The organism is Amycolatopsis alba DSM 44262 (genome assembly GCF_000384215.1).
GTDB lineage: Bacteria > Actinomycetota > Actinomycetes > Mycobacteriales > Pseudonocardiaceae > Amycolatopsis > Amycolatopsis alba.
Window position 1 is genome coordinate 9,710,777 of sequence record NZ_KB913032.1, and the last position, 21,364, is coordinate 9,732,140.

At 65.4% G+C, this 21,364-nt stretch carries 16 protein-coding genes and 1 pseudogene; 10 read left to right on the forward strand and 7 right to left on the reverse strand.

Annotated elements, in window-relative coordinates:
• Nucleotides 1–93 precede the first annotated feature (93 nt).
• The 3 genes from AMYAL_RS0144855 to AMYAL_RS0144865 all read left to right on the forward strand — a co-directional run bounded on the left by AMYAL_RS0144855 (nucleotide 94) and on the right by AMYAL_RS0144865 (nucleotide 5,991).
• Complete coding sequence (locus tag AMYAL_RS0144855; RefSeq protein ID WP_020637856.1) at nucleotides 94–429, forward strand: hypothetical protein; 336 nt, start codon at nucleotides 94–96, stop codon at nucleotides 427–429.
• Between the two features lie 274 nt (nucleotides 430–703).
• The gene (locus tag AMYAL_RS0144860) at nucleotides 704–5,062 is read left to right on the forward strand and encodes an AAA domain-containing protein (RefSeq protein ID WP_084702294.1); all 4,359 of its coding nucleotides are present in this window, start codon (nucleotides 704–706) and stop codon (nucleotides 5,060–5,062) included.
• A 2-nt stretch (nucleotides 5,063–5,064) separates the two neighbouring features.
• A complete protein-coding gene (locus tag AMYAL_RS0144865; RefSeq protein WP_143267944.1) occupies nucleotides 5,065–5,991 on the forward strand; it encodes a hypothetical protein in 927 nt (308 codons plus the stop codon).
• Nucleotides 5,992–6,190: 199 nt separating this feature from the next.
• Here the strand turns inward: AMYAL_RS0144865 and AMYAL_RS0144870 are convergent, their stop codons facing one another.
• Nucleotides 6,191–6,463, reverse strand: coding sequence for a hypothetical protein (locus AMYAL_RS0144870; RefSeq protein ID WP_020637859.1), 273 nt, complete (start codon nucleotides 6,461–6,463; stop codon nucleotides 6,191–6,193).
• Nucleotides 6,464–6,586: 123 nt separating this feature from the next.
• Between AMYAL_RS0144870 and AMYAL_RS0144875 the strand changes: the two genes are divergently transcribed.
• On the forward strand, nucleotides 6,587–7,006 hold the full coding sequence (locus AMYAL_RS0144875) for a histone-like nucleoid-structuring protein Lsr2 (protein ID WP_020637860.1): 420 nt from the start codon (nucleotides 6,587–6,589) through the stop codon (nucleotides 7,004–7,006).
• Between the two features lie 145 nt (nucleotides 7,007–7,151).
• On the opposite strand, the gene AMYAL_RS0144880 is transcribed toward AMYAL_RS0144875, so the two are convergent.
• The 3 genes from AMYAL_RS0144880 to AMYAL_RS0144890 form a co-directional block, all read right to left on the reverse strand.
• Entirely contained in the window at nucleotides 7,152–7,340 is a 189-nt protein-coding gene (locus tag AMYAL_RS0144880; RefSeq protein ID WP_020637861.1) for a hypothetical protein, read from the reverse strand.
• A gap of 128 nt (nucleotides 7,341–7,468) precedes the next feature.
• A complete protein-coding gene (locus AMYAL_RS0144885; protein ID WP_020637862.1) occupies nucleotides 7,469–7,765 on the reverse strand; it encodes a hypothetical protein in 297 nt (98 codons plus the stop codon).
• A complete protein-coding gene (locus tag AMYAL_RS0144890; RefSeq protein WP_020637863.1) occupies nucleotides 7,762–7,989 on the reverse strand; it encodes a hypothetical protein in 228 nt (75 codons plus the stop codon). Before AMYAL_RS0144890 ends, AMYAL_RS0144885 begins: the two co-directional genes overlap by 4 nt.
• Nucleotides 7,990–8,125: 136 nt before the next feature.
• Here AMYAL_RS0144890 and AMYAL_RS0144895 point away from each other — a divergent pair, with 136 nt between their 5' ends.
• Nucleotides 8,126–8,809, forward strand: coding sequence for an AlbA family DNA-binding domain-containing protein (locus AMYAL_RS0144895; RefSeq protein WP_020637864.1), 684 nt, complete (start codon nucleotides 8,126–8,128; stop codon nucleotides 8,807–8,809).
• A complete protein-coding gene (locus tag AMYAL_RS0144900; RefSeq protein WP_143267943.1) occupies nucleotides 8,727–9,983 on the forward strand; it encodes a hypothetical protein in 1,257 nt (418 codons plus the stop codon). Before AMYAL_RS0144895 ends, AMYAL_RS0144900 begins: the two co-directional genes overlap by 83 nt.
• An 821-nt stretch (nucleotides 9,984–10,804) precedes the next feature.
• On the opposite strand, the gene AMYAL_RS0144905 is transcribed toward AMYAL_RS0144900, so the two are convergent.
• Entirely contained in the window at nucleotides 10,805–11,038 is a 234-nt protein-coding gene (locus AMYAL_RS0144905) for a metallophosphoesterase family protein (RefSeq protein WP_020637866.1), read from the reverse strand.
• A gap of 568 nt (nucleotides 11,039–11,606) precedes the next feature.
• Here AMYAL_RS0144905 and AMYAL_RS0144910 point away from each other — a divergent pair.
• From AMYAL_RS0144910 to AMYAL_RS0144925, 4 genes are all read left to right on the forward strand, one after another.
• Nucleotides 11,607–11,921: a CHAT domain-containing protein gene (locus AMYAL_RS0144910; RefSeq protein ID WP_084702295.1), complete on the forward strand. Its 315-nt coding sequence runs from the start codon at nucleotides 11,607–11,609 to the stop codon at nucleotides 11,919–11,921.
• Nucleotides 11,922–12,452: 531 nt separating this feature from the next.
• Nucleotides 12,453–14,555, forward strand: coding sequence for an ATP-binding protein (locus AMYAL_RS47585; protein ID WP_020637868.1), 2,103 nt, complete (start codon nucleotides 12,453–12,455; stop codon nucleotides 14,553–14,555).
• A gap of 10 nt (nucleotides 14,556–14,565) precedes the next feature.
• Entirely contained in the window at nucleotides 14,566–18,084 is a 3,519-nt protein-coding gene (locus tag AMYAL_RS0144920; RefSeq protein WP_143267942.1) for an NB-ARC domain-containing protein, read from the forward strand.
• Between the two features lie 10 nt (nucleotides 18,085–18,094).
• Nucleotides 18,095–19,207, forward strand: coding sequence for a hypothetical protein (locus AMYAL_RS0144925; protein WP_020637870.1), 1,113 nt, complete (start codon nucleotides 18,095–18,097; stop codon nucleotides 19,205–19,207).
• 190 nt (nucleotides 19,208–19,397) lie between these two features.
• Here the strand turns inward: AMYAL_RS0144925 and AMYAL_RS49045 are convergent.
• Nucleotides 19,398–19,565 (reverse strand): annotated as a pseudogene (locus AMYAL_RS49045) (IS110 family transposase); the annotation flags it as partial.
• 268 nt (nucleotides 19,566–19,833) lie between these two features.
• Nucleotides 19,834–21,210 (reverse strand): tyrosine-type recombinase/integrase, encoded by a 1,377-nt coding sequence (locus tag AMYAL_RS0144930; protein WP_245193360.1) that lies wholly within the window; start codon nucleotides 21,208–21,210, stop codon nucleotides 19,834–19,836.
• Nucleotides 21,211–21,364 lie beyond the last annotated feature (154 nt).

The window sequence follows — 21,364 nt, forward strand, 5'->3', positions numbered from 1 at the left end:
ATGGGTAGGCCTCACCCCGAACGAGCAGCTATCCACCGATCCAGTGGTTCTCGTCTTCACGGACGAAGAGATCACTTCGACGGGTGGGCGCAGGTGACGAGCCCCCTGGACGAGGAAACCTGGAGCGACGACGACCCGGCGTCTGGTCGTACCCACCAGACGCCGCCCAGCCGGGCTCCGGTGGTCAAGGTCAGCGAACTGGCCGCACAGCGTCACGCCCACAAGGCGTCCATGCAGAAGCGCGTACTCGCTGGCGTTTTCGCCCTGCTGCTCATCAGCCTCTTGATCATCGTGCTGGCCGTGTCGTTCCACGGCATCACCGAGAACTTCGCACTCGAGATCGTCCGGCTGATCTTGCCGGCCGCCCTAGGCTCCGGTGGCACGATCGTCGGTGCTCTTTTCATCAGCCGTGGTCGCGACGAAACCTGACAGTCGATTGGTGGCTCCGCTTGCAGTCGGGGCCACCAATTGCCACACCATTCGCGCGCCCTCAGGCCGCCGGACACAGCTCGCCGCCACGATTGCGCCGGACGCGGACAAGTCGTCCGGTGCGGTGATTTACCACCACGATGTCGTTACTGGGAGTGAGAACCAGTACGACATTCCGGCACCATCCCGACTCCTGACTTGTCCCACGGACCGCGCCTAGCTGATTCTGTCCTACTGCTCACCGAGAGGGGGTGAGCGTGGCGATAGGGACTTCATGCGTCCGAATGACCCGACCGCTCGCGATAAGACGAGCACGCTGGTGGAGTATTTACGGGACATTGCAGCTTCTACCAGAGCGGACAGCCGCGATCTGAGTAGCTTCGAGGCCTCGTGGTGGTTGGCCGAACTGCCTCAGGGCGTGCGGGTTCGCTCCGAACCGGATTCGGAGGGCGTGCTCCTGGCTGTGGACCAGGTGCCGCTGCCGCCTCCGCCTGCGTTGCCGCAGGAGCTCCATAGCTATATCGATCGCCGTCAGTGGCAGGACCAAGATGTTGCGGAGGTCGGCCTTTCCGATGAGTTGGCCGCCCAGGTATCCGATCTCGATGAAAGAACGGGTCTAGGGGCGGCTTGCCGCGTAGCTCTGGCAGCTCGTGACAGTTGGCTAGCGGCGGTGGAACGGGACCGCCCTCAGCGTCAGCTCTACGAGCAGTTGCTCGACGTCGCTGGGCGGCTGGCGACCAGGGATGACGAGTTCGAGCTGTTGCTATGCAGTGGGCTGGTGGCGGGCGTCGACGACGCCGACAGCCGCGTGTACCGGCACCTGATAGTCAAACGGATGTTCGCCCGGATCGAACGCGGCCACTCCAGCGTGGTGATCGGTCCAATCGCGGAGGCACCGTTGACGATGGAGGATCGCAGATTCCTCGCGCCAGTGCTCGGCGACAGGCTGGGCAGAGCAGACGATATCCGGAAAGAGATCGAAACCTCGGATCTGCTGCCGATCGACGAAGGAGTGGGCAAGTGGCTCGCGGAGTGGAGCGGATGGCTGCTGCCAGCCGCGCCGCCCTATCACGAGTCCGCCGAGCCACCACCGGCCGATTGCGACGACAGGCTCTCTGTGTCGGCGTCCCCGGCGCTGGTCTTCCGCCAGCGTGACCGTTCCAGTGTCGCCGGCTTTCTGGACCAGATGCTGGAGAAGCTTCGTGACTTGCGCACGCCGGTTCCGCAGACCCTGGTCCAGATCCTTCACGACTTGACTCCGGAAGAACAGGAAGAGTGGGCCGCGGCGTCCGGAACTCCGAAGCTTCTCGGAGAGAACCCGCTCTTCGTCAAGCCGTACAACCAGGAGCAGCGGCTTGTGCTGGACAGGGTACGACAGGACAACGGCGCCGTTGTTCAAGGGCCGCCAGGGACCGGGAAAACCCACACTATCGCCAATCTCCTGGTGGCGATGCTGGCGGAAGGCCTGCGAGTCCTGGTAGTCAGCCAGCGAGAGCAGCCGCTCAGCGTACTCCGCAACATGCTTCCGCCAGAGCTGCAGAGCATGTGCGTCTCCCTCGCCGGCGACAAGCGCGGCCGCACCAGCGCGCTGGAAGCATGTGTACGAGCACTGTCGGAGTTCGTGGCGAGCACCACCGAGTCTCAGGCCGCGGCCCGTGTCGTTGCCTGCCGCGAGCAGTGGAATGTGGCTCAGAGGCAGGTACTCGCCGCAGAGGTCGATCTCTCCGGATCGCGGGAGTCGGAACACATCGAGCATCCTCCGATCGCCCCAGGATACCAGGGCCGATTGGCGGAGATCGCGTCCTCGGTCCAGGCAGGGCGCAACCGGTTTGGCTGGGTGCCACCGCTGCCCGCAGCCGCGCCGACGATCTGCCCGCTGCTTCCTGATGAGCTCGCCGAGCTGCAAAATCTTCTTGAGGCACACCCCGAAGGTCCTCATCGAGCGGACGAGTCGGTGCCACCACCGGAGGACGTCCAATCTCCGGACGAGATCGCTCAGTTGTTCAGGAACCTCGAACTCCCGGCCGCTGACCCGCAGGTCCGCGAGATCGCCGACAGATGCGTGTGTGTCGCCCCAGCCACACTCGACCAGTGGCTCGTCGACCTCGACCGCGTAGCCGAGATCGTCCGGCATCTCGACCAACGCGCCACTTCGGAACCCGAGAGCTGGCTCGATGGCGCGGTCAGGGACATGCTCGCCGGGAACAACCTGAACGCCTGGCTGGACCTCATCAACCGTCCCCCTGCCGCCGAGCAGCTCTTCTCGCGGTCACGCAATCCGGTTCTCCGGGATGTGCAATGTCATGAGACCGATCCCACGCTCCTCCGGGAACTACACGAGCAAGCGCAAATCTTAGTGCAAGGCCTTCAGAACCACCGAACGGTGCGAACTCGGCTCTTCCGCCGTCTGACGGTGTTCGGCCGTGACACGGCGCTGGTCCGAGAGACATGCAGTTACCGGCAGCGCGAGCTGCGGACGACGGAAGCGGCGGTTGCTGCCTACGAGGTGCTGGACATTCTCGCGACGCTGACCGATCTCGAGCATGCGTGGAGTTTCGTGGTGTGGCTGGAGAACTCGGCTGGAGATCCGACCAACCGGCTTCGCTGGCTCGCAGCCGCGGAAGCGGTACTTCCAATGCTAGCCGAACTAGGGAACACCGCCGTTCGCCTGCGGGGCAGTTTGGCCGAGACACAGTTACTCGTGGTTCTGACGAGTCGCGACTCCTGGGCCACGTTCCGCAGCGGGGCCCGCCTGGCCAAGCACCGACTGGACGTCGCGAAGTACATGAAGTACCACGGACAGCTACTGACGTGGTGGGAGCACATGGCTGCAACTGCACAAGCCGCACCGGAGCTGACCGCTGTCGCGAAAGCGCTGCGCACGAGAGACAGCGCCGCGTTCCGAGTCGCCGTCGAGACAATCGGTCAGGCCCGGGAAACGATCAGCAGACACCGCCGGCTGCGCGATCTTCGCTCGCAGTTAGGTGAAGCACACCCGGATCTGCTCTCCGCTCTGGAGAAAACCAGCGGAGATGAGGCGTGGGCAGAACGCTTCGTGGTCGTGGCTGACGCGTGGGACTGGGCAGTGGCAGAGCGGTTCGTTCACACCCAGTACCACCCCGGACGGGATGCGCAGGGTGAATCGGAACTGGCAGCCGCGAAAGAGACCCTGCGCGGCGCGACGGAAGAGCTTGCGGCGGCGCAGGCCTGGTCAAACTGCCTGTCCACTATGGACCTGTCGGCGCGGCGCGCGCTTCGGTCGTACTCGCATTTCGCGCAACGGCTGGGCGGCAGAGGGAAACCCGCAGCGCGGAATCAGCGATCGGCCCGCTCTGCGATCACCGGAGCGAAGTCCGCAGTCCCAGCCTGGATCATGACGGTCGACGAAGTGGCAGATCTGTTCCCCGCCGAGCAGAACAGCTTCGACGTCGTGATCGTCGACGAGGCCAGCCAAGCTGAGCCGACATCACTGTTTCTGCTCTGGCTCGCACACCGGGTCATCGTAGTGGGCGACGACAAGCAGTGCACCCCGTACATCACCCCGCGCGGACTGGACCCGGTGATCGCGCGCTTGAAGGCAGACTTTCCAGACCTCCCTGACCATGTCCGAGAGATCCTGCTGCCAACCGGAAACCTCTACGACGTCCTGAGCACCGCCTTCCCCGCAGTAGTCCGACTCCGCGAGCACTTCCGGTGCATGCCCGAGATCATCTCCTGGTCGTCAAAAGAGTTCTATGACAACGACCTCGTACCCTTGCGCCAGCACGGGGCAGACCGGCTCGAACCGGTGGAGATCCGTTTCGTTCCGGATGGCCAGACGACCGGTAGCTCCGAAACTCTCACCAACAGAGCCGAAGCCGTCCAGGTTGTCGATCTGCTGAGCGAATGCCTGGATGATCCGGCCTACGAGGGAAAGTCTTTCGGCGTGATCGCGATGCAAAGCGCCAAGCAGGTCAAGGTGATCGATCAGCTGATCCAGAAGCGGATACCCGCGTCAGAGATCGAGCTTCGAAACATCCGCGTTGGAGCCGCACAGAGCTTCCAGGGCGACGAACGCGACATCATGATCGTATCGACCGTCGCGGCGGGCCGGGCAAAGGCCATGCGCAACGACACGCGATACGACCGGCGCCTGAACGTCGCGGCCAGCCGGGCAAAGGACCAACTGCTGCTTGTGACCTCGCTCGGCGACAACCTCGACAGTGAGGACATCCGACACCGGATGCTGAGCCACTACCAGGAACGGGAGGGCCCGCTCCGAGAACTCCTGGACGTTACACGCATGCCATCGGAACAGCTCGCGGCTCCGTTCCGGTCATTGTTCGTCCAGCAGGTCTACCTCGCGATTCGCCGCCGTGGCTACGCAGCGGAGCCGTATGTGGACATCGGCGGTCGTATGCTGGACATCGTAGTACGCGGTCAGGACCGGTCGTTGGTCGTCATGTGTGATGAGTACCGGAGGCGGGATGCCGACCATCGACGCCGTGATGACGACTCACTGCGCGAGCTGAGCCGGGCGGGATGGCCATTCTGCCGAGTCGTGCACAGCCACTTCATCCTGGACCCCGAAGCGGCGCTGGACGTCGTCTGGCAAGCCCTGAACAAGGAAAAGATCGAGCTGGCGGAGGCGTGAACGTGGACACCATCGACGAACAGACCTTGGTGGCGGTCGCGGACCTGATCTGTGGCGACGGCACCATGTTCTACCGTAAGGGCAACGAACTGGCCGAGTTCTTCCGCCGTGCAGGATGGAAAGAGATCACCGCGTACGACGGGGACACCCGAAAATCCTGGACAGTGACCCATCTGCTGCGCCGACAGGACGAGCCCAACGCCATCGAGCGGATACTTACCCGGCTAGCGGACCCCCGTGACTACCCCCACGACCGCGAGTCCGCGAATGAGGTCCGAGACCGCCTGAACCTTCTGCTCGAAGTCGAGAACCTCCATGTCGAACTCGACGACGACCTTCGCCCGGTCATCAAGGCAGGCCGCGCCGCACCGAAATCCATACCCGAAGACATCAGCCGCCAGAAGTTGCAGTACTCCATCGAAGAGATCGTCACGGACCAAGCACTCGTGCCTTTGCTCAACCAACGCATCATCGAGATCGAGAAGTGCCGCGCGAACGGCTGCTACCTCGCCGCGATGATCCACCTCGGCGGCCTGGTGGAAGGACTGCTCATGGACGCCGCAGTGAGCCGTCCGATTCCGGACTCGATCTGGGACGAACCCGAGGCGAAAGCCGAGCGAGTGCGCCGCGCGCCTGCGGACAAGCTCACACTGCACTCACTGATATACGCCGCACACCGGCTCCGGTGGATCGACACCGACGTCTACCGGATCGTGGGCGGATTACGCAGTATCCGCAACCTGGTGCACCCGCACGCGCAACGCAAGTCGCCGGGCGACGTACCTGATGAGGATACCGTGGACATGTATTGGCCAGTCTTCATCGGAACAGTCAACGATCTGGGACGCACGAGGCCCGGCGAGTCCAGCGCACGTCAAGCGAGGCCGGCCGTGGATTCGGCAGGGCCGTGGGCACGCCGCAAACGCTGAGACAAGCCACCCTTCCCTCACGACCATTGGAGCATCCCCTCGTCATTGGCTGCCGGGCGCTTCTCGCCGTAGGGAAGTTCGGTTTAGCGGGCGTAGGCGTCCAGTCGTTCAGCGACCTCGGTGAGCATCTCGGTCATGCTTCCCCCGGTGGGTTGCGCTGAAGCCGTCTCCGGGAACCATTGTCATGATCGCGCCGTGATCACTGCAAGCCGGTGAGCTTCCGGACGTCTTCAATGACCACCCTGGGAACCCGTGCGCCCAGTTCGCCACGCTCGGTGCGAGACCGACCACCACTGTGATCGATGTCGGCGACGAAACGCGGATGCGGGCCGACGGCGCAGTCACTTTCCGGCAGCGACTCAGAACCGTCGGCGGATACACCTTCGTCGAACTCGAAGACGAGCCCAGCAATCGACGACGCAGTCTCCGCAGCCTGCTCGCGCGACCATGAAAGCTGCTCAACGGTTGCCATCTGACGCCACGCAACACCACCGCACCGATGCCGTCTCCATGACGGACACTTCATACACCTAGAATTATTGACACTGCGCCAATCCGAGGCGGCGTGGCATTGACCTAGCGGAAGGCACTTTCGATGGCACAAAAGGTATCCGTCCAGATCGTCGACGACATCGACGGTGGCGAAGCCACCCAGACCGTGCCCTTCGCACTCGACGGCGTCACCTACGAGATCGACCTCTCCGACGACAACGCCGGTGCCCTGCGCGACGAGCTCGAGCGCTTCATCGACGCCAGCAGGCGAGTCGGCGGACGCAAGGTGAAGGTTGCAACCGGACAGTCCACCGCAGCCGATGGTACGGCGAAGACAACCGACCGCGAACGCAACCAACAGGTCCGCGCCTGGGCATCGGCCAACGGTTACGCGATCGCCGAACGCGGCCGCATTCCCAACGAGATCTACGAAGCGTTCGACAACGCCGAATCTGCCCTCGCCGAACCGGTCACCGAAGAAGCCCCTGTCAAGCGTAAGCGTGCACCACGCAAGAAGTCCTGAACCGCCCGATCGCGACCTTGACGTCCCTCCCCTCGATTCACGCGGACAGGGACGTCAAGGGCGCGCAAACCGTCGCAGAAATCGGTGCGCCGCGCACAGGGTCGTCGAACACATCCGGCTCCCTCTTGGACGTGGCGCACACGGCCTACCCCTGCGGCGACAAATGGCCCAGGACTTCGCGCACTCGGACGAAACCACTCACGACCGCGTCGGCGATCGGCCTGGACGGCCTGATGAGCAGCTCGTCCTGGCCGTCCAGACCGGTCAAGGGCTTCGGCTCCTCAGCGTTCTCCACGCCGGACATCATGTCGGTCATCAGGTGCACTTCTTCCATGATCGGGATTTACACCGCTCGTTTTCCCGGCCGGGACACCCCTGTCCTGTCTCGTTGCATCTGATGCCTGCTTCCTCGCGCGACCTGCGTGGACTCAGTTTGATTAAGACCAGCGCTGGCGGTTGGTCTCACTGAATGTGGTTCCTGCGGAACTGGTCTGGGTCGACGATCGCCCAGGCCAGTGCGACGGCGGCCCTGTCCATCTCGGAGACCCGGCCGAGAATCTTGGCCGCGTCCCAGCCGCGGACTTCGTACCGTGCGAGGTTGGCCGCGGCGGCGGCGAGCAGGTCGGCGATCGGGCCGACGTTGACGGCACGGGGCTGCGCACTGTCGACTGCGGTCTGCAGCTCGAAGTGGCCGTCGTTGCGAACTCGGCTGGCCGCGTGACGCAGCAGCTCGGACAAGGCGTGCTCGGTCGAGGTCATAGTGCTCCGTTCTGCGTGGCTGAACGCTCGACATGGAGGGCGCTCCACCGTCGGGCGAGCTCGGCGGTGGCCGGCTCGGTCAGCGAGGCGTGGCATAAGGCCCAGTAGTTCACGCGCCCCGCCGGCAACTCGGCCAGCTGGAACTGCTCGACGAAGGCGCGCCCGGCGTCGGTGAGCAGGATCTGCGGTGCATCGTCGGCGCCCGGCTCGGGCGCGGACTGCACCAGGCCGAGGCGCTCTGCGCCGGCGAGGTAGTCGTTGAACCCCAGCAGCTTCTCGCCGCGATCAGCTGACCCGGCGATTCGCGCCGACGGTGCCCCGGCGAGCCTGGCCCTGGGGGCGCGCGGGATGATGACGCGCGTGACAGCTTCCGGCCTGCAACGCGCACGGCAGGCTCTTCAGCGGGGCGACGCCGAGGCGCTGCTTGGCGAGCGGGAATGCGCCTGGCTCGACGTGAAAGAGCGCATCTATCTGCTCGACAAGCCCAAAGGTTCCGAAGAGCTCGCCAAGGACGTCGCAGCGTTCGCGAACACTCCGCACGGCGGCCTGCTGGTGGTGGGGTTCGCCGCGAGGAAGGAACACGGCGAAGAGATCGTCGACGCCCTCCACCCGATTCCACGCGCGCTGGTCAACCTCGACCAGTACCGCCAGGTCATCGCCACGCGGGTGCTGCCCGCGCTGCGCGATGTGACCGTTGACTGGATCGACTGCGGAAACGACACGGGCGTGCTGGTCATCTACATCCCGGCCCAGCCTCGCTCGAGCCAGCTGTTCGCCGTGCCTGCGCCGACCGGGAACACCGAGGTGAGCAAGAGCGCTGTCGGTGTCCCGGTCCGCCGCGGCGACGGCACGACATGGCTGCGGCCGCACGAGATCCAGCACTTCATCGGGCTGGGCTACGCCAACTCCGGAGACGGGGCCGACAAGCTGGCCGCCGCGCTCGCGGCCATCCAGGCCCCCCGTGAAGAACAGCCGAAGTACATCGTCGGCGGAGGAGCGCGGCTGGACCGGAATTCTCAAGCAGGCCGTCAACGATTTCGCTGAGCAAGGCGTGACACTCGGCGACCCGGTCTCCGAGACCGACCTGATCGGCCCCGGCGTGGCCCAGCACTTCCAGGCACCGGGGCGGCAGTCCGGCTGGGTGCTGTGCGCCCAGCCCCGGTACCAGCCCGTCGCGGTCGCCGAGGACATCTGGCAGGCGCTGCGCGAGCAAGGCTGTGGCGCTCCGGACGGCGACGTGCTCGGCGCGCTAGGATTTCCCGTTGGAGATCCCGCAGCCACGACTGTCGTCGACCAGGACGTCACGGCGGTGCCCTTGGCAGGCGGCCGCTGGGGTCGCGGTCGGCTGGTGCGCGACCCCGACTCGGGTGGGCGGGACTGGCGGTGGGAACCCGACCCGGTCGTTAGCACGACGATGTCGGCTGCCTCGCGTAACTGGACAGGTTCGCCGAACCCGCCGCAGCTGCGGGCGCGCGTGCTGGCGATCCTGCCGTTCGCCGACGCCGATACCTCCAGGATCACCCCCGACCGATTGGCCGAGGTGCTCCCAAGGGTGCCGTCCAGTGCGCTGGCCGAGTTCGTCACGAACCTGTCGCGCCGGCGCGGCAGCAAGTTGCCCTGGGGCGTGTGGCGGGCGGGCGGCAACGGCAATGCCAGCGACCGACTCAGCCACACCTTCGAGATCACCGGGCCGGACGGAGAGCTGGCGTTGTCGGCTGAGATGATGATGACGCTGCCGCCGGCGTCGCGGAGTTCCGCGGTCATCACCTGCACCGAGGTGCGGGTCGAGAACTTCGGCGCTTGGGACAAGGCCATAGGTTATCCCGAGCAGGATTTGCGCTGGCCGATGGACGAGCTGATCGAGTTCTTCGTGGCGGCCTGGGACATCGCAACCGACCTGCTACCGCAGCTGATCGACGGCGTCACGAACGGCGCCTCGACGAGGTTTCACTGGGCCGGTGTTCCGCAGGTCGAGCTGTCGATCGGCGTTGAGTCGCGACACGACCAGCAGGCCACGTACCAGCTGGTGCTGGCCGACGTCCTCGACCTTGCCGCCTTGGGGCCGACCGATCGCCCCGATCAGCTGACCGAGCTGTTCGTTTCAGTGTCCTCGGTGCCGGGAATGGACGCGGAGTCGCGACGTCGCCTGATCCGGCTGGCGTTGGTGGAGATGGCGCACCGTTTTGGGTTCATGCAGGTTCGGGAAAACACGTTCTGACCAGCGACGCCAAACGCGTGTGGGAATCGGGCTTGGCCCTCCACCTGGAGGGCCACGGCGACGCTCGGCGGCCAGCCGGGACGACGAGAGGCCGGGCCTGAGCAGCGTGTCCGAGCAAGGCACAAGCCCACGCCTTCATCAGCAGGCGGAGGAACGCCGCCTGCGGGGAGCACTTCGGTTTCGGTGGTGGCGCGTCGGTACACGTCGGATCATCCCCGCGACTGCGGGGAGCACTTGGTTCGCCAGTCCTGTCCCTGCGCGGCCATCGGATCATCCCCGTGCCTGCGGGGAGCACACTTACTGACCTGGGATGATAGCGCACCCTCAGACCAATCTGCTTCGGTTTACATGTGAAGATCCTGAGGTAGGCGGCTTCCAAGAGCACCGCGAACTGCAAACCTGGAGCACAACATCGGTTGTACCAGTGCTCGACTATGTCGGACCGCATCAACAAGACCGCAGCTTGCTCCAGCCGACCAGCAGAGTCTCGAACATCACGGGTCAGCGCCTGCTTGGACCTGACTGACTGAGGCGTGTGTCAGGAGCTCGAGCAAAGCGAGAACCGGCGCCCTGCGTTGGAAGGCGAGCCTCCCTACGGCTCGCACGGCCGACCGTAGGTGCAAACCAGGCGGGCGAGCTTTCAAGCCCAGCACGATCACCACGGGTCAGATCCCGGTGGATCGCCCGCTGCACGGTCACCAAGCTCGGCACCACCCAGGCAACGGCGCAATAGATCCCTGCGACGAGCCTGTTCCAACCACGCTGCCAGGGCCCGGCATGACCAGCATGGCCACGCACCCATCCACGGCCGCCACGCAACCCTACGTACCCACACCAGTACCGAACCCGCCGGACAGGTCGGCGAGCACCGAAAGAGCACGGTTCAGCATGCTGACGACGACGTCGCCGTGGACCCCGGCCTGATCGCCGGGCCTGAGGCCAGCCCGCCAGTCCGCGGCCGGGTGATCGTCATGCTCGTCGACGGAGGCGAAGCCTCGGATCTCGGCGACCTTGCGGTGTCCGATGTGGACGTCGGATGTGACGCGGACGGTCAAAGTCAGGACGTCTGCGAGAAGTCAGGAGGATGCTCAGTTCCTATCGGCCAGTCGCCGGGGTGTTCAACGTTGACGCCGCCGGGATGCCGCGGCTTTCACCCATGTAGTGCCAGTCGCCGCGCCGAGTACGGAAAGTGTTACTACCGGATCAGCGACTACTGCCACGACGACAATCCCCGTTATGCCCACGAGCAGAAAGACCAGCGCCCAGCCGGGGCCAGGCACGAGGTGGAAAAGCCATCGCCACACGGGCGGGGCGTCGAGGGTAGCACCCTGCGTCCTTTTTGACGGGGGCGTCTTGGCGGTCATGGTATACAGGATGCCCGATTAATACAGAAGATAATACAAAAAGCACCCGCAGTTTTCGCGACGTCAATTCTTTCCTGCTAAGACGTACGCCCAGGTGATAGATGGCGAGCATCACTCGATCGAGGGTATCCTGGTTCACGGAACGGGCACCGGCGTAGCAGGGGCATCGAGGCGTCTACGCCCCTTCCCTTTCGGGTCAACGAATCCTGCGCGGTGGAGATCGTCCAGGCGCGGTTGATGATGGCGTGGCTGGTGCCGAGTGAGGACTTCGCCACGCAGGCCTGGACGCCGAACAGCTGGGGACGCTGCGCCACAGCTGGCCGACCAGGCCTTGCACATCACGTCTGCGGTTCAGCTGATCGGGTACCGCCACGTCATCGGCACCCTGTGGGCGGTGGACGACGGGTCGGCCCGCACGATCGCCGTGACCTTCTACAGCCGCTTGCTGTCCGACTCCGGCAGCCTGGACACCACCATCTCTGCGTCGGCCCTGCAGGCGGCCGTTGTCGACGTCAGGGACTCGATGCCGGGCGTTCCGAGCCACTGGGCAGGACACGTCCACGTCGGACACTGACCGGCGGACCGTCGGCGCGCGCACTATCAGCCTGCGATGTCGGCTCCGCGGCAGCGTTCGATTGCTTGGTAGGTCAAAGGCCACCGGGATGCTCTGAGGGCAGCTAACGGGATCCTTCGCGCCGTCGTCGCACACTTGCGGTAAGCCAGGGAGCGGCGATCGGCACGCCGCCCTGATCGTGGGGTCGCCAGCCGTAGCCCGACCGGCGATCTTTTCGTGCCGGACGATCTCCTTGTGCCACATGTGGTCTCCACACAGTAGCCATCCGTGCGTCGCAACTGCCTCGGCCGGAGGCATGGAATAACTGAGGAAGAGGCCCGTACGTACAACCCCTCGCTGGCCGGCGTTGTCGCGTTGGAGACCATGAAGTCGAGTGTCCAGAAATGGTTAACGAGATCCATGAAATGGTCACGGAGGGACGTCGACCAGCCATGTGAGGTGAACGGGACCTGAAAGGCCGAAGCGGCGCGCCCGACCTGGCGCGACGATGGAGTTCGTCAGGCACGGTTGGGGCCACTTGTCTGGAGAAACATGGCGGATGACATACGCAACCTGGTTCGGTCGGACCAGATCGGCACAGCGATTCAGGCGGGGCTCGTGCATGGGGATCTGCATGTGACCGGTGCACAGCCGCTCAGGACTCCGAGACAACTGCCAATGGCGCCGCGCTGGCACGTGGCACGCGAGCGTGAGCTCGGCAAACTGACGGCTGTGTTGGAGGAGGGACGACCACCGCTGGTCGTCATCGAGGGCGCCGGAGGTGTTGGCAAGACGACGCTGGTGCTTCACTGGGCGCATTCCCGCAAAGATCGGTTCCCGGACGGACAACTCTTCGCCAACCTCAGGGGTTTCGACCCGCAAGCCGCTCCAGCCAAGCCTGCCACGGTATTGCGGGGGTTCCTCACCGTGCTCGGAGTCGAGCCCGCCGCGATCCCCGCAGACCCGGACGCCGCAGCGGCGCTATTTCGTAGCGCGGTGGCGGATCGGCGGATGATGATCGTGCTGGACAACGCAAGAGACACCGATCAGGTGGCACCGCTGCTGCCTGGAACGCCGTCCTGCGCGGTGCTGGTGACGACGAGAATGCGGCTGTCCTCATTGCGCGTCCGGGGCGCCCACCTCATGCGGCTTGAGGCGATGGACGAGTCTGACGCCTCGGCGCTGCTCAGCCGGCTGTTGCCGGCCCATGCCGCCGAGAGAGAGTCCGAAGCAGTGTCGGCGATCGCGCACAGGTGCGGTGGGCTACCGCTCGCGCTGGCGATCGCCTCGGCCAGAGTTGCGGCGCACCCCGAATTCCCGATGTCGGTCCTCGCCGACGAACTGGAAGACGAGACGACGAGACTGAGCGCCTTCGACGCCGACGACGAGTCGGCGAGCCTGAGGGCGGTACTGTCCTGGTCGTCCGCGTCGCTGAACGACCGGCTGGGGCGAGCATTCGGACTGCTCGGTGTCGCGCCGCTGGGGGAGATCAGCATCGCTGCGGCGGCGTGCCTGTGGGCGGTGCCGCCCCGCGAAGCGGCCGCGATGTTTCGCTCCCTGGAGGCGGCGAATCTGGTACGCCAGCACGTACCCCAGAGGTTCCAGATGCACGACCTGGTGCGCCTGCACGCCGCCGAACTGCCGTCTGGGGCGGAGTCGGCGTGGGCAGTGCAGAGGTTGGTGGCGTTTTATGCGTACACCGTCCGGACCGCCGATATCCTACTGTATCCGCACCGGCACGCCTTCGAAGTTCCTGCCCTGCCTGACGGGTGCCACCCTTTGCGCCTGACCGATGAACCCTCAGCGATCGCTTGGTTTGGTGCGGAGCACGCGTTGATTGCCGTCGTGCACCGGATCGCGGCCGACCGCAAGTGGTATGAGGCGATGTGGCACATCGCCCATGGCCTGGACACCTACCAATACCGGCTCGGTCTACTGGCGGAGAATGTGGCGTCGTCGCGTCTCGGACTGGAGGCGGCCATAGCAATCGGCTCCGTGCGGTTGCGCGCGTCGTCGTTGCGTCAACTCGGACGCGCTTGCACTCGCGCGGGCGATCTTGACGAGGCCGGGCGATGCCTCACGCAGGCCTTGAACCTCGAAGAAGAAGTCGGGTTCGCGATGGGGCAGGCGCACACCCACCACGATCTGCAACGGGTCCTGTCATTGCGGGGTGAGCACGAACAGGCGTTGCAGCACGCCATCTCCGCGATGGAGTTGTACAGGGCGGAGAGCAATCCCGTCGGCGAGGCGCACGCCCTCAACGCGCAGGGCTGGCAGCATGCACAGCTTGAGAACTTTGTTCTTGCCCGTGAGTGCTGTGAACACGCCTTGGCGCTACACAGCGCGCACGGCAACGTCAGCGGCCAAGCGAGCACGTTGGACGCGTTGGGATACATCGCTTGCCGGGACGGCCGCCTGGATCAGGCCGTGGAGCACTTTGCGGCAGCCGTGCGACAGGCGAACCAGCTCGGAAACGTCTTCGCTGAGGCCGAGTACACCGAGCATCTGGCCGACGTCCTCGCGTACCAGGGAGACGCGGAGAAAGCACACCGAATGCTGCGCGTGGCGTACGATCTCTTCCTCTCGCAGCACCGAATCGACGATGCGGATCGCGTACAGGTGCGATTGTCCAGGCAGGCTCCGCGAAAGGGTTAGATTGACCTCGATGGAAAGCATGAAAGCCAAGAACGGTCAGCTGCCAGAACCCGCGTTGGGCGTTGTGCGCGCGGCGCTCACCAGCCTCGTCACGGGCCACCCAGTCCTTGGTCTCGCAGGGTCGGTGGCCCGGCTGTGTGTCGAACCGGCGGGCGGGGGCACATTGATCGGCATCGACGTCGCTGGAGGCAAACCAGGTCCTGGCAGGCTCAACGTGCGCGTCCTGCCCGCCGAAGTGGATGACGACGTGATTGCCGAGCTGATGGACTCCGCGCCGCTGGACCTGGCGACCGTGCTGGCCGTGGTGGGCGAAGGGCCTTCGGACGTGCCGAGATCCATGATCAAAGCCCTGCGCTTGTTGGTGCGTACGGCACGTACAACGGAAACCGTAGATGAATTCGTCGGCGCTATACTGCGCGCGGATCGAAGATCGTCAGCGCAGCAAGTTCTCAGCGTCCTCAATGGTAAGGCCTCCACTGATCACCAGCGTCGCCTTCTGTACGCGAAGTTCCGCCGCATGTGGATTCCGCGGCCGGTGGAATTCGAGGACCACTTCAGGGTCCGGCAAGGGCAGCCAGACCAGACCGCCAAGGTCAGCCGGCTGGTCGACGAGATCGTTCGAGAGTGGCCTCGCCCCGCAGACCTCTCCGCCGAGGCCCGCGAGGAGACACGCCGCATCGAGCGCGTGTTCGTAGTGCCACAGCTGGGTAGCCCCGCCGAGAACGTGACGCGACGATCCGTGGTGGAAGGCCTGGTAGCGCGCTTCGCCGACACCCGCGGTTCGGTGCACGCGGCGATCGTCGCCACATCGGGTATGGGCAAGTCCGCGCTGGCCGTCCGGCTGTGTCACCTACTGGAGGAGAACTACCGCGTCGTCGGCTGGCTCTCCGCCGACGACGCCACCGCGTGGCGGACGTCCGTCGCACTGCTCGCCGAACGGCTCGGTTTGGCGGAGGACGACCCCGCGCACGTCTTAGACGCGCTGGTCGAGCGCGGCCCGGCCCTGATCGTGGTGGACGACGCCCCGGAGCCCGCGCTGTTCGCCACGTCGCTGCCGTCGAGGCCGGGGCTGCACGTGCTCGTCACCTCGCAGTCGGCGCGCTGGAGGTCGGCCGCCCATGTCGTGGAGCTGGATCCGCTCACCATTGGTGAGTCCGTCGATTACCTGCTGGCGCGCACCGACGCGGAGGACGAGGACCTGGCACGCGCCGTTGCGGAGAGGGTGAGCGGCCATCCGTTCGCACTGGAGCAGACCGCTGCCGCTGTCGTCGACGGGATCTCCCTGCGCGGGTGGTTGGAACGCCATCATGAGCGCGTGTCCGCGCCGCGCTCGGCCTGGGAGGTGCGCATCGGCCTCCTGCGAGAACGCCGTGTCGACGCGCTGGCCGTGTTGCAGATTCTTTCGTGCGCGGGCAAAGGCGCGGTGCCCGCCGAACTCCTCGCCGGGCTTCGCGAAGATCCCGATGACGAGGTCACCCTGTTGTGCAGGGACACGGCGCGACGTGACGCCGCCGTCACCGAACTGCGTGCACAAAACCTGGTTCGCACCGGTGCCGACGAGGAAACGCTGCTCGTGCACCCGCTGCTCGCCGAACTGGTCAGGGACGATCCCGAGTTCGATGTCGGGTACGCCGCGCTGAAGGTCGGCGCTGCGGCGGGCGACCTTATCCGCGAACTTGATGTCGACGACACAACTCAGTGGTCCCGCGTGCTGGGGCTGAGCAGTGCGGCGGTCGCAGCGTCCCGGCTCGTCCAGCGTGAACGTGAACGCGAGCCACGCCTGCTCTCCGCAGATCGCGCACAGCGGTACGCGAACCACGCGTTGTGGCTTCCAGCCGCCTACCTCCAAGAGCGCGGAAACGCACGCGGTGCGTATCGGGCGCGTCTGCTCGGAATCGCCCTGCACGGTGACGAGGCTGCGGCCGCTGCGGTACGTGACTGGTCCGGCGATGTGTCGGACACGTTTACCGACCTCGAGTCGGCGGAGATCGTGCCGGCTGCGGAGCTGGGCCAGGTCGCCCGCGGGCTTCGCAGTCAGTCAGTGGCGCGCTGGCTCAACGAGAATTCGATCCTGATCTCTGACGTGGACATGCCCGCCGCCGAGGCGTACGGCCGCCGCGCCTTGGAGATCATGCCGCGACGAGCGCCAGGTCCCGCTCCCGAAACGGCGGACGATGTCCCGTGGCGCGAGCGCGTTCGCGTCGAGATCCTCGACAACCTCGGTTTCCTGGTGTCGCTGGGACCGCGGCGTCAGGAGGCGTTGCGAATCTTCGACGCCGGGCTGCGGTTGCAACTGTCCTTTCCGGACGGGAAAAACTGCGGCAAGTACACTGAGCTCGTCAACGACCGGGCACTCGTGCTTATGGAGAACGGGCACTACGTCGACGCGAGGACCGAGTTCACTCGTGCCTTGGAGACTTCGCTCGACCACCTCGATCCCAGTGTCGAGCACAACATCGGGAACAATGTCGCCAGAACCGAGCACCTCACCTGGTTTCTCCGAGCCGCGCACGAACGCCTCCGTCGCGGACTCGACTTCCTTCTGGATCGGCACTCGCCTCAGGACAGCAGCGTCCTGATCCAGCAGTGCAACCTGGGGTTGGTCGCCTACGACCTGGGCTTTACCGGTGAAGGGTTCGAGCTGGTGCACGGCAGCTGGAAAACCGCGGCGGACCGGCTCGGCGAGGACGACCGCGAGACGATGATTCGCCGGATGATGCTCGCCGATCTGCAGGTCTTTCGCGGTGAATTCGCGGCCGCCAACGACGCGGTGCTCGCCGACCTCCGCCTCACCCCGGCGAACGGCGATACGGAGTCGGTGTGGATTCCACTGCGCCGAGTGCAGTCGGCGTGGGTTACGGGTGTGGCCGCTCTTCCACCTGGCAGCGCTCGAAAACTGGCCCAGGAGCTCGCAGCGACCTTCGGAGATCGCGGAGTGCACGCTGCTCTCTCAATGGACTTCCACACCGCGTGGGCACTGGCCGGTAGCGGTGAATCAGACGAGAACGACGTTCGCGTGGCGGCGCGCGCCGTGCGCGTGCGCGAAGCCGCCGTCGGCGCCACGCACCCGACCACCTCGCTTGCCCGCGCGCGGCACGCGCTCCTGCGTTCCAACACGACAGGCCGGCCGTTGCGGGCCAGCGGGGTTCGGCCGCTGCTCGACAGCCTCGACTCTTTGTGCGGCGCGGAGTCCGGCGGTTTCGACGCTGATCTGGCGAGGCATGGCCAGCCACCTGTGGATCCGGCACGACCCGGCTGGGAGGCGGGCAGGCTCACACACCTGCTCGCAGACGAAGTCGTCGATCTCGACGCGGGCGAACGGCTCTGCTGGCAGGCCAACGTCGGCAGGCTGGCTGCTCTCGCGAAGCTGCCGGACGCGGAGATCCCCCTTCGAGAAGCCGCGTCGGGAAGCGCGGCGTTGTACGGCCGATATCACCCGTGGACCCTGCTGCGGAGGGCGACCGCGGCCGTTGTCGTCGGCGACACCGAGCAGTTGCGAGCGGTGCTCATAGATCCACTTTGGACGTAGGAAGCGAGACATGGACCAGCTGCCGGTGTTCATCACATGGGCGCACGCCGACTACCGAGCGTCCGCCCTGCAAACGCAGGCGTGGAAGACGATGGTGTACGACTTCGCGCACCTGCTCGGGAACTACGTCCATGTAGACGCGGACCTTTTCCACTACACGGATGCCGGGATGAACTGGACGGAGTACGGTCCGCGTGCCGTTGAGGCGGCCGGCACTGTCCTGATGATCAGCAGCAAGGCCTTCTGGGAGCGCTGGAAGGGAGAGAACCGGCCGGACGAGGGTGCCGGTGCGGTGCGCGAGATGGACGCGCTGAAAGGCATCTTCAACCGCGATCAGCAGGAGTTTCAGCGCAAGGCTGTGATCGTGCTGCTGCCAGAGGAATTGGACGCGCTCATCCCGAACGAACTGCACCGCGTTGCGTGGTTCAAAGTCACCAGCATCGATCTGGCCGGTGTCGAGACCTTGCTGCGCAGGTTGCTCGGCGAGCCGCTGCACGTGCAGGCCGACGAGAAGATCCGGCCCGACTTGCCCCCGTACCAGCCTGGCAGCGGATCCCGTAAGGATGGTCCGGCTTTCGGCATACCTGCCGACAGGGCTGATTTGTTGAACGAGCAGCGTGCGCAGCGCCGATCTGGACAGGAGCCGCACGACGTCGGGCAGGTAGTGAAAGAAGCCCTGCAGGTTCGGCTGCCTAAGGTGCAGCCCGAGACCTTCAGTAAGTTCCAGGAGCTTCTGAACGTCTACGAGTACCTGGCGACCAGCCTGCGAGATGCTGGCGACCTGCTCGCCAGATCGGGTTTTCCGACGTCGGTGCGGCGAACGGACGAGCGGATCACGCTGCGCGTCGAACGCTTGGGAAGCATCGTTTACGCGCTCGACATTATGTTTGGCAGTGGGCTGGGCCGTAATGACCAACTGACGTTCAGCTTCAACGGCGGCAGCGGTTACAACGCCCGACTAGAGGTGGTCTACAACATAGAAGCGCAGCGTTCGGCTGTGAAGGTGTTCGACCTGTCGCTACTCTCGAACTTCGGCAGATCTGACGAAGTCATATCGAAAGAAGAATTCTTTCAGAAGTTGTGGGATCGAATCATCGAGACCGTCGAGCGTCAAGTTCGATAATGATTACAGTGTTGGGGCCTGCGATAACGGGTGACCGCAGGCATCACCAGCACACCGGCGTGGGCTCGGTGCGGTGACAGGTTGCCCGTCGAAGCTGGTGTGCTCAGAATTACGAAGCGCTCACTACTTGCGCACCTCGCCGCGGAGCCGTTCAGTGCCGTTGACCTGCGGTTTGGTGCGGTTGACCGCACGGCAGGGTCCGGGCGGCGTCAGCGATGACATAGGCGTCGCGGGCGTCGGTTTCAGCGTTGCCTGGGTAGGGGTCAGAGATGCGGCGCATCGCCAGCCCAGGCAGGTAGGCCACGTCGTGGCCGCAGGCACAGGCCACCGCGACCGGCAGCGCCTCGGGCTGCTGTGGGTCTGCGCGGCCAGCTGGCCCTCCGCATTTTGGTCACGCCGGCACGGGGCCCTTGATTTGCCGGTCGAGGTCAAGCCGGGTGCTGCGTGAGCCGCGTTTCGTCATCGAACCCGACATCGCTCGCGGCGCCGACCCCGGCCCCGGATCTGCCGGTGACCGCTGTCTCAGCCTTCGGCGTCGCCATCGCCCGCCTGCTCACCCTTACCCGCGCAAAGAAGCGGGGCACGACGTGCCCGGCTTCTTGTTTCAAAGTGTTCCTGTAGCCGGATCAGGCGGTGTGGCGGCGGTTGTGTCGTTGGTCGCGCGGGACGATGGCGGCGACGGCTTCGGCGGTGTCGCGGGCGAGTTCCGGTAGGACGTGGGCGTAGGTGTCTGCGGTGACCGCGATGGAGGAGTGTCCGAGTAACTCTTGCACGATTTTGAGGTCTGCTCCGGCGGCGATCATGAGGGTGGCCGCGCCGTGGCGTAGGTCGTGCAGGCGTACGGGTGGGAGTTCGGCGGCGTCGGCGATGCTGTGGAAGGCGTCGGTGAGCTTGGCTGGGTGCAGCGGGCTGCCGTCGCGTTCGGTGCACACCAGCTCGTGCTCGACCCAGTCTGTCCCGGCCGCCACGCGCAGTTCGTGCTGGTGTTTCTTCTGCCTTCGCAGCACCAGTGTGGTGGCCTCGTCGAGGGCGATGACGCGGCCGGAGGCTTCGCTCTTGGGTTCGCCGAACTCGGCCCTCCATCCCAACTGCACGATCGCGGTGGAGATGGTGATCGATCGGCTGGCCAGGTCGATGTTCCACCACGGTAGCCCGCAGGCTTCACCGCGTCGCAATCCCCGATAGGCGATGACGTGGAACAGCGCGTAATAAGGGTGGCCCTCGGCCTGGTCGAGGAATCGGCCGATCTGCTCGGGTGTCCACACCATGACCCGTGAGGGCTTCTGTCCGGTGCGCTGCCACCGCTCGACCCGGTCCGGGGTCCACACCAGAGCCTTCGGGCGTCGCCCGGAGGGCAGCTCAACGTAGGAGGCCGGGTTGAAGGTGATCTTCTGGGCGCGGATGGCGGCGTTCAGCGCGGCACGCAGAGTGGCGCGATAGCGCTGCATGGTGGCCGCGCCCATGACTCGCATGCCGTGCGCGCTCTTCCGGACCTCTGGGTCGTCGCTGCTCTTGGCGGCCGTGATGGTGTCGTTGCGTTCGGCCATGGCATCGAACATGCGGGAGATGTGCTCGACGGTGAGCGTGTCGAGTCGGTAGTGACCCAGATGCGGGAGCAGCCAGTTGGTAATGTGGCGCTGGTAGGACAACCGGGTTCCTTCCCGGATCTTTTTGCGTGTCGCGATCCAGCTGGTCAGCCAGTGACCGACTGTCGGGATCGCGTCGAGGCTGGCGTTACCTGCGTCCAGCTGCTTGCCCACCGCCTCGGGCGTGGGAAACGGTTCTCCGGTACGCAGCCGGTCGTCGATGAGGTCACCGATCGTGGCGAGCGCGGCCTCGCCGCGTCGTTCGCCGAGCGTGAGGAGGTCGGCGATCTGGTCGAGCTGGTCTTGCGCAGCGGTCTGCGAGGCGAACCCGTGCCGCCTGCGGGTGCGGCGAGTCCCGTCGGGACGCTTGGGAAGTTCAGCTTGAAACGACCAGGTCCCGTGATTGGAGCTCCACATACCGTTGCCACGCTTGAGTTTCGGGCATTGAGTCCCGAGTTGCTTCCTGGTGCCGGGATCGGTGCAGGTACAGCGTTTGAATGTGCTGCCTTTGAACGTCATCGCGGATTTTTCCTTTCCCGCAATCCGTGGGGTCGTCGCGTTCGGACACCGG

Excerpts from the sequence above, each read along its gene's own strand:
- AMYAL_RS0144860 (WP_084702294.1), top strand. The coding sequence starts at position 704 with ATGCGTCCGAATGACCCGACCGCTCGCGATAAGACGAGCACGCTGGTG.
- AMYAL_RS0144870 (WP_020637859.1), bottom strand. The coding sequence starts at position 6,463 with ATGGCAACCGTTGAGCAGCTTTCATGGTCGCGCGAGCAGGCTGCGGAG.
- AMYAL_RS0144875 (WP_020637860.1), top strand. The coding sequence starts at position 6,587 with ATGGCACAAAAGGTATCCGTCCAGATCGTCGACGACATCGACGGTGGC.
- AMYAL_RS0144880 (WP_020637861.1), bottom strand. The coding sequence starts at position 7,340 with ATGGAAGAAGTGCACCTGATGACCGACATGATGTCCGGCGTGGAGAAC.
- AMYAL_RS0144885 (WP_020637862.1), bottom strand. The coding sequence starts at position 7,765 with ATGACCTCGACCGAGCACGCCTTGTCCGAGCTGCTGCGTCACGCGGCC.
- AMYAL_RS47585 (WP_020637868.1), top strand. The coding sequence starts at position 12,453 with ATGGCGGATGACATACGCAACCTGGTTCGGTCGGACCAGATCGGCACA.
- AMYAL_RS0144920 (WP_143267942.1), top strand. The coding sequence starts at position 14,566 with ATGGAAAGCATGAAAGCCAAGAACGGTCAGCTGCCAGAACCCGCGTTG.
- AMYAL_RS0144925 (WP_020637870.1), top strand. The coding sequence starts at position 18,095 with ATGGACCAGCTGCCGGTGTTCATCACATGGGCGCACGCCGACTACCGA.
- AMYAL_RS0144930 (WP_245193360.1), bottom strand. The coding sequence starts at position 21,210 with ATGTGGAGCTCCAATCACGGGACCTGGTCGTTTCAAGCTGAACTTCCC.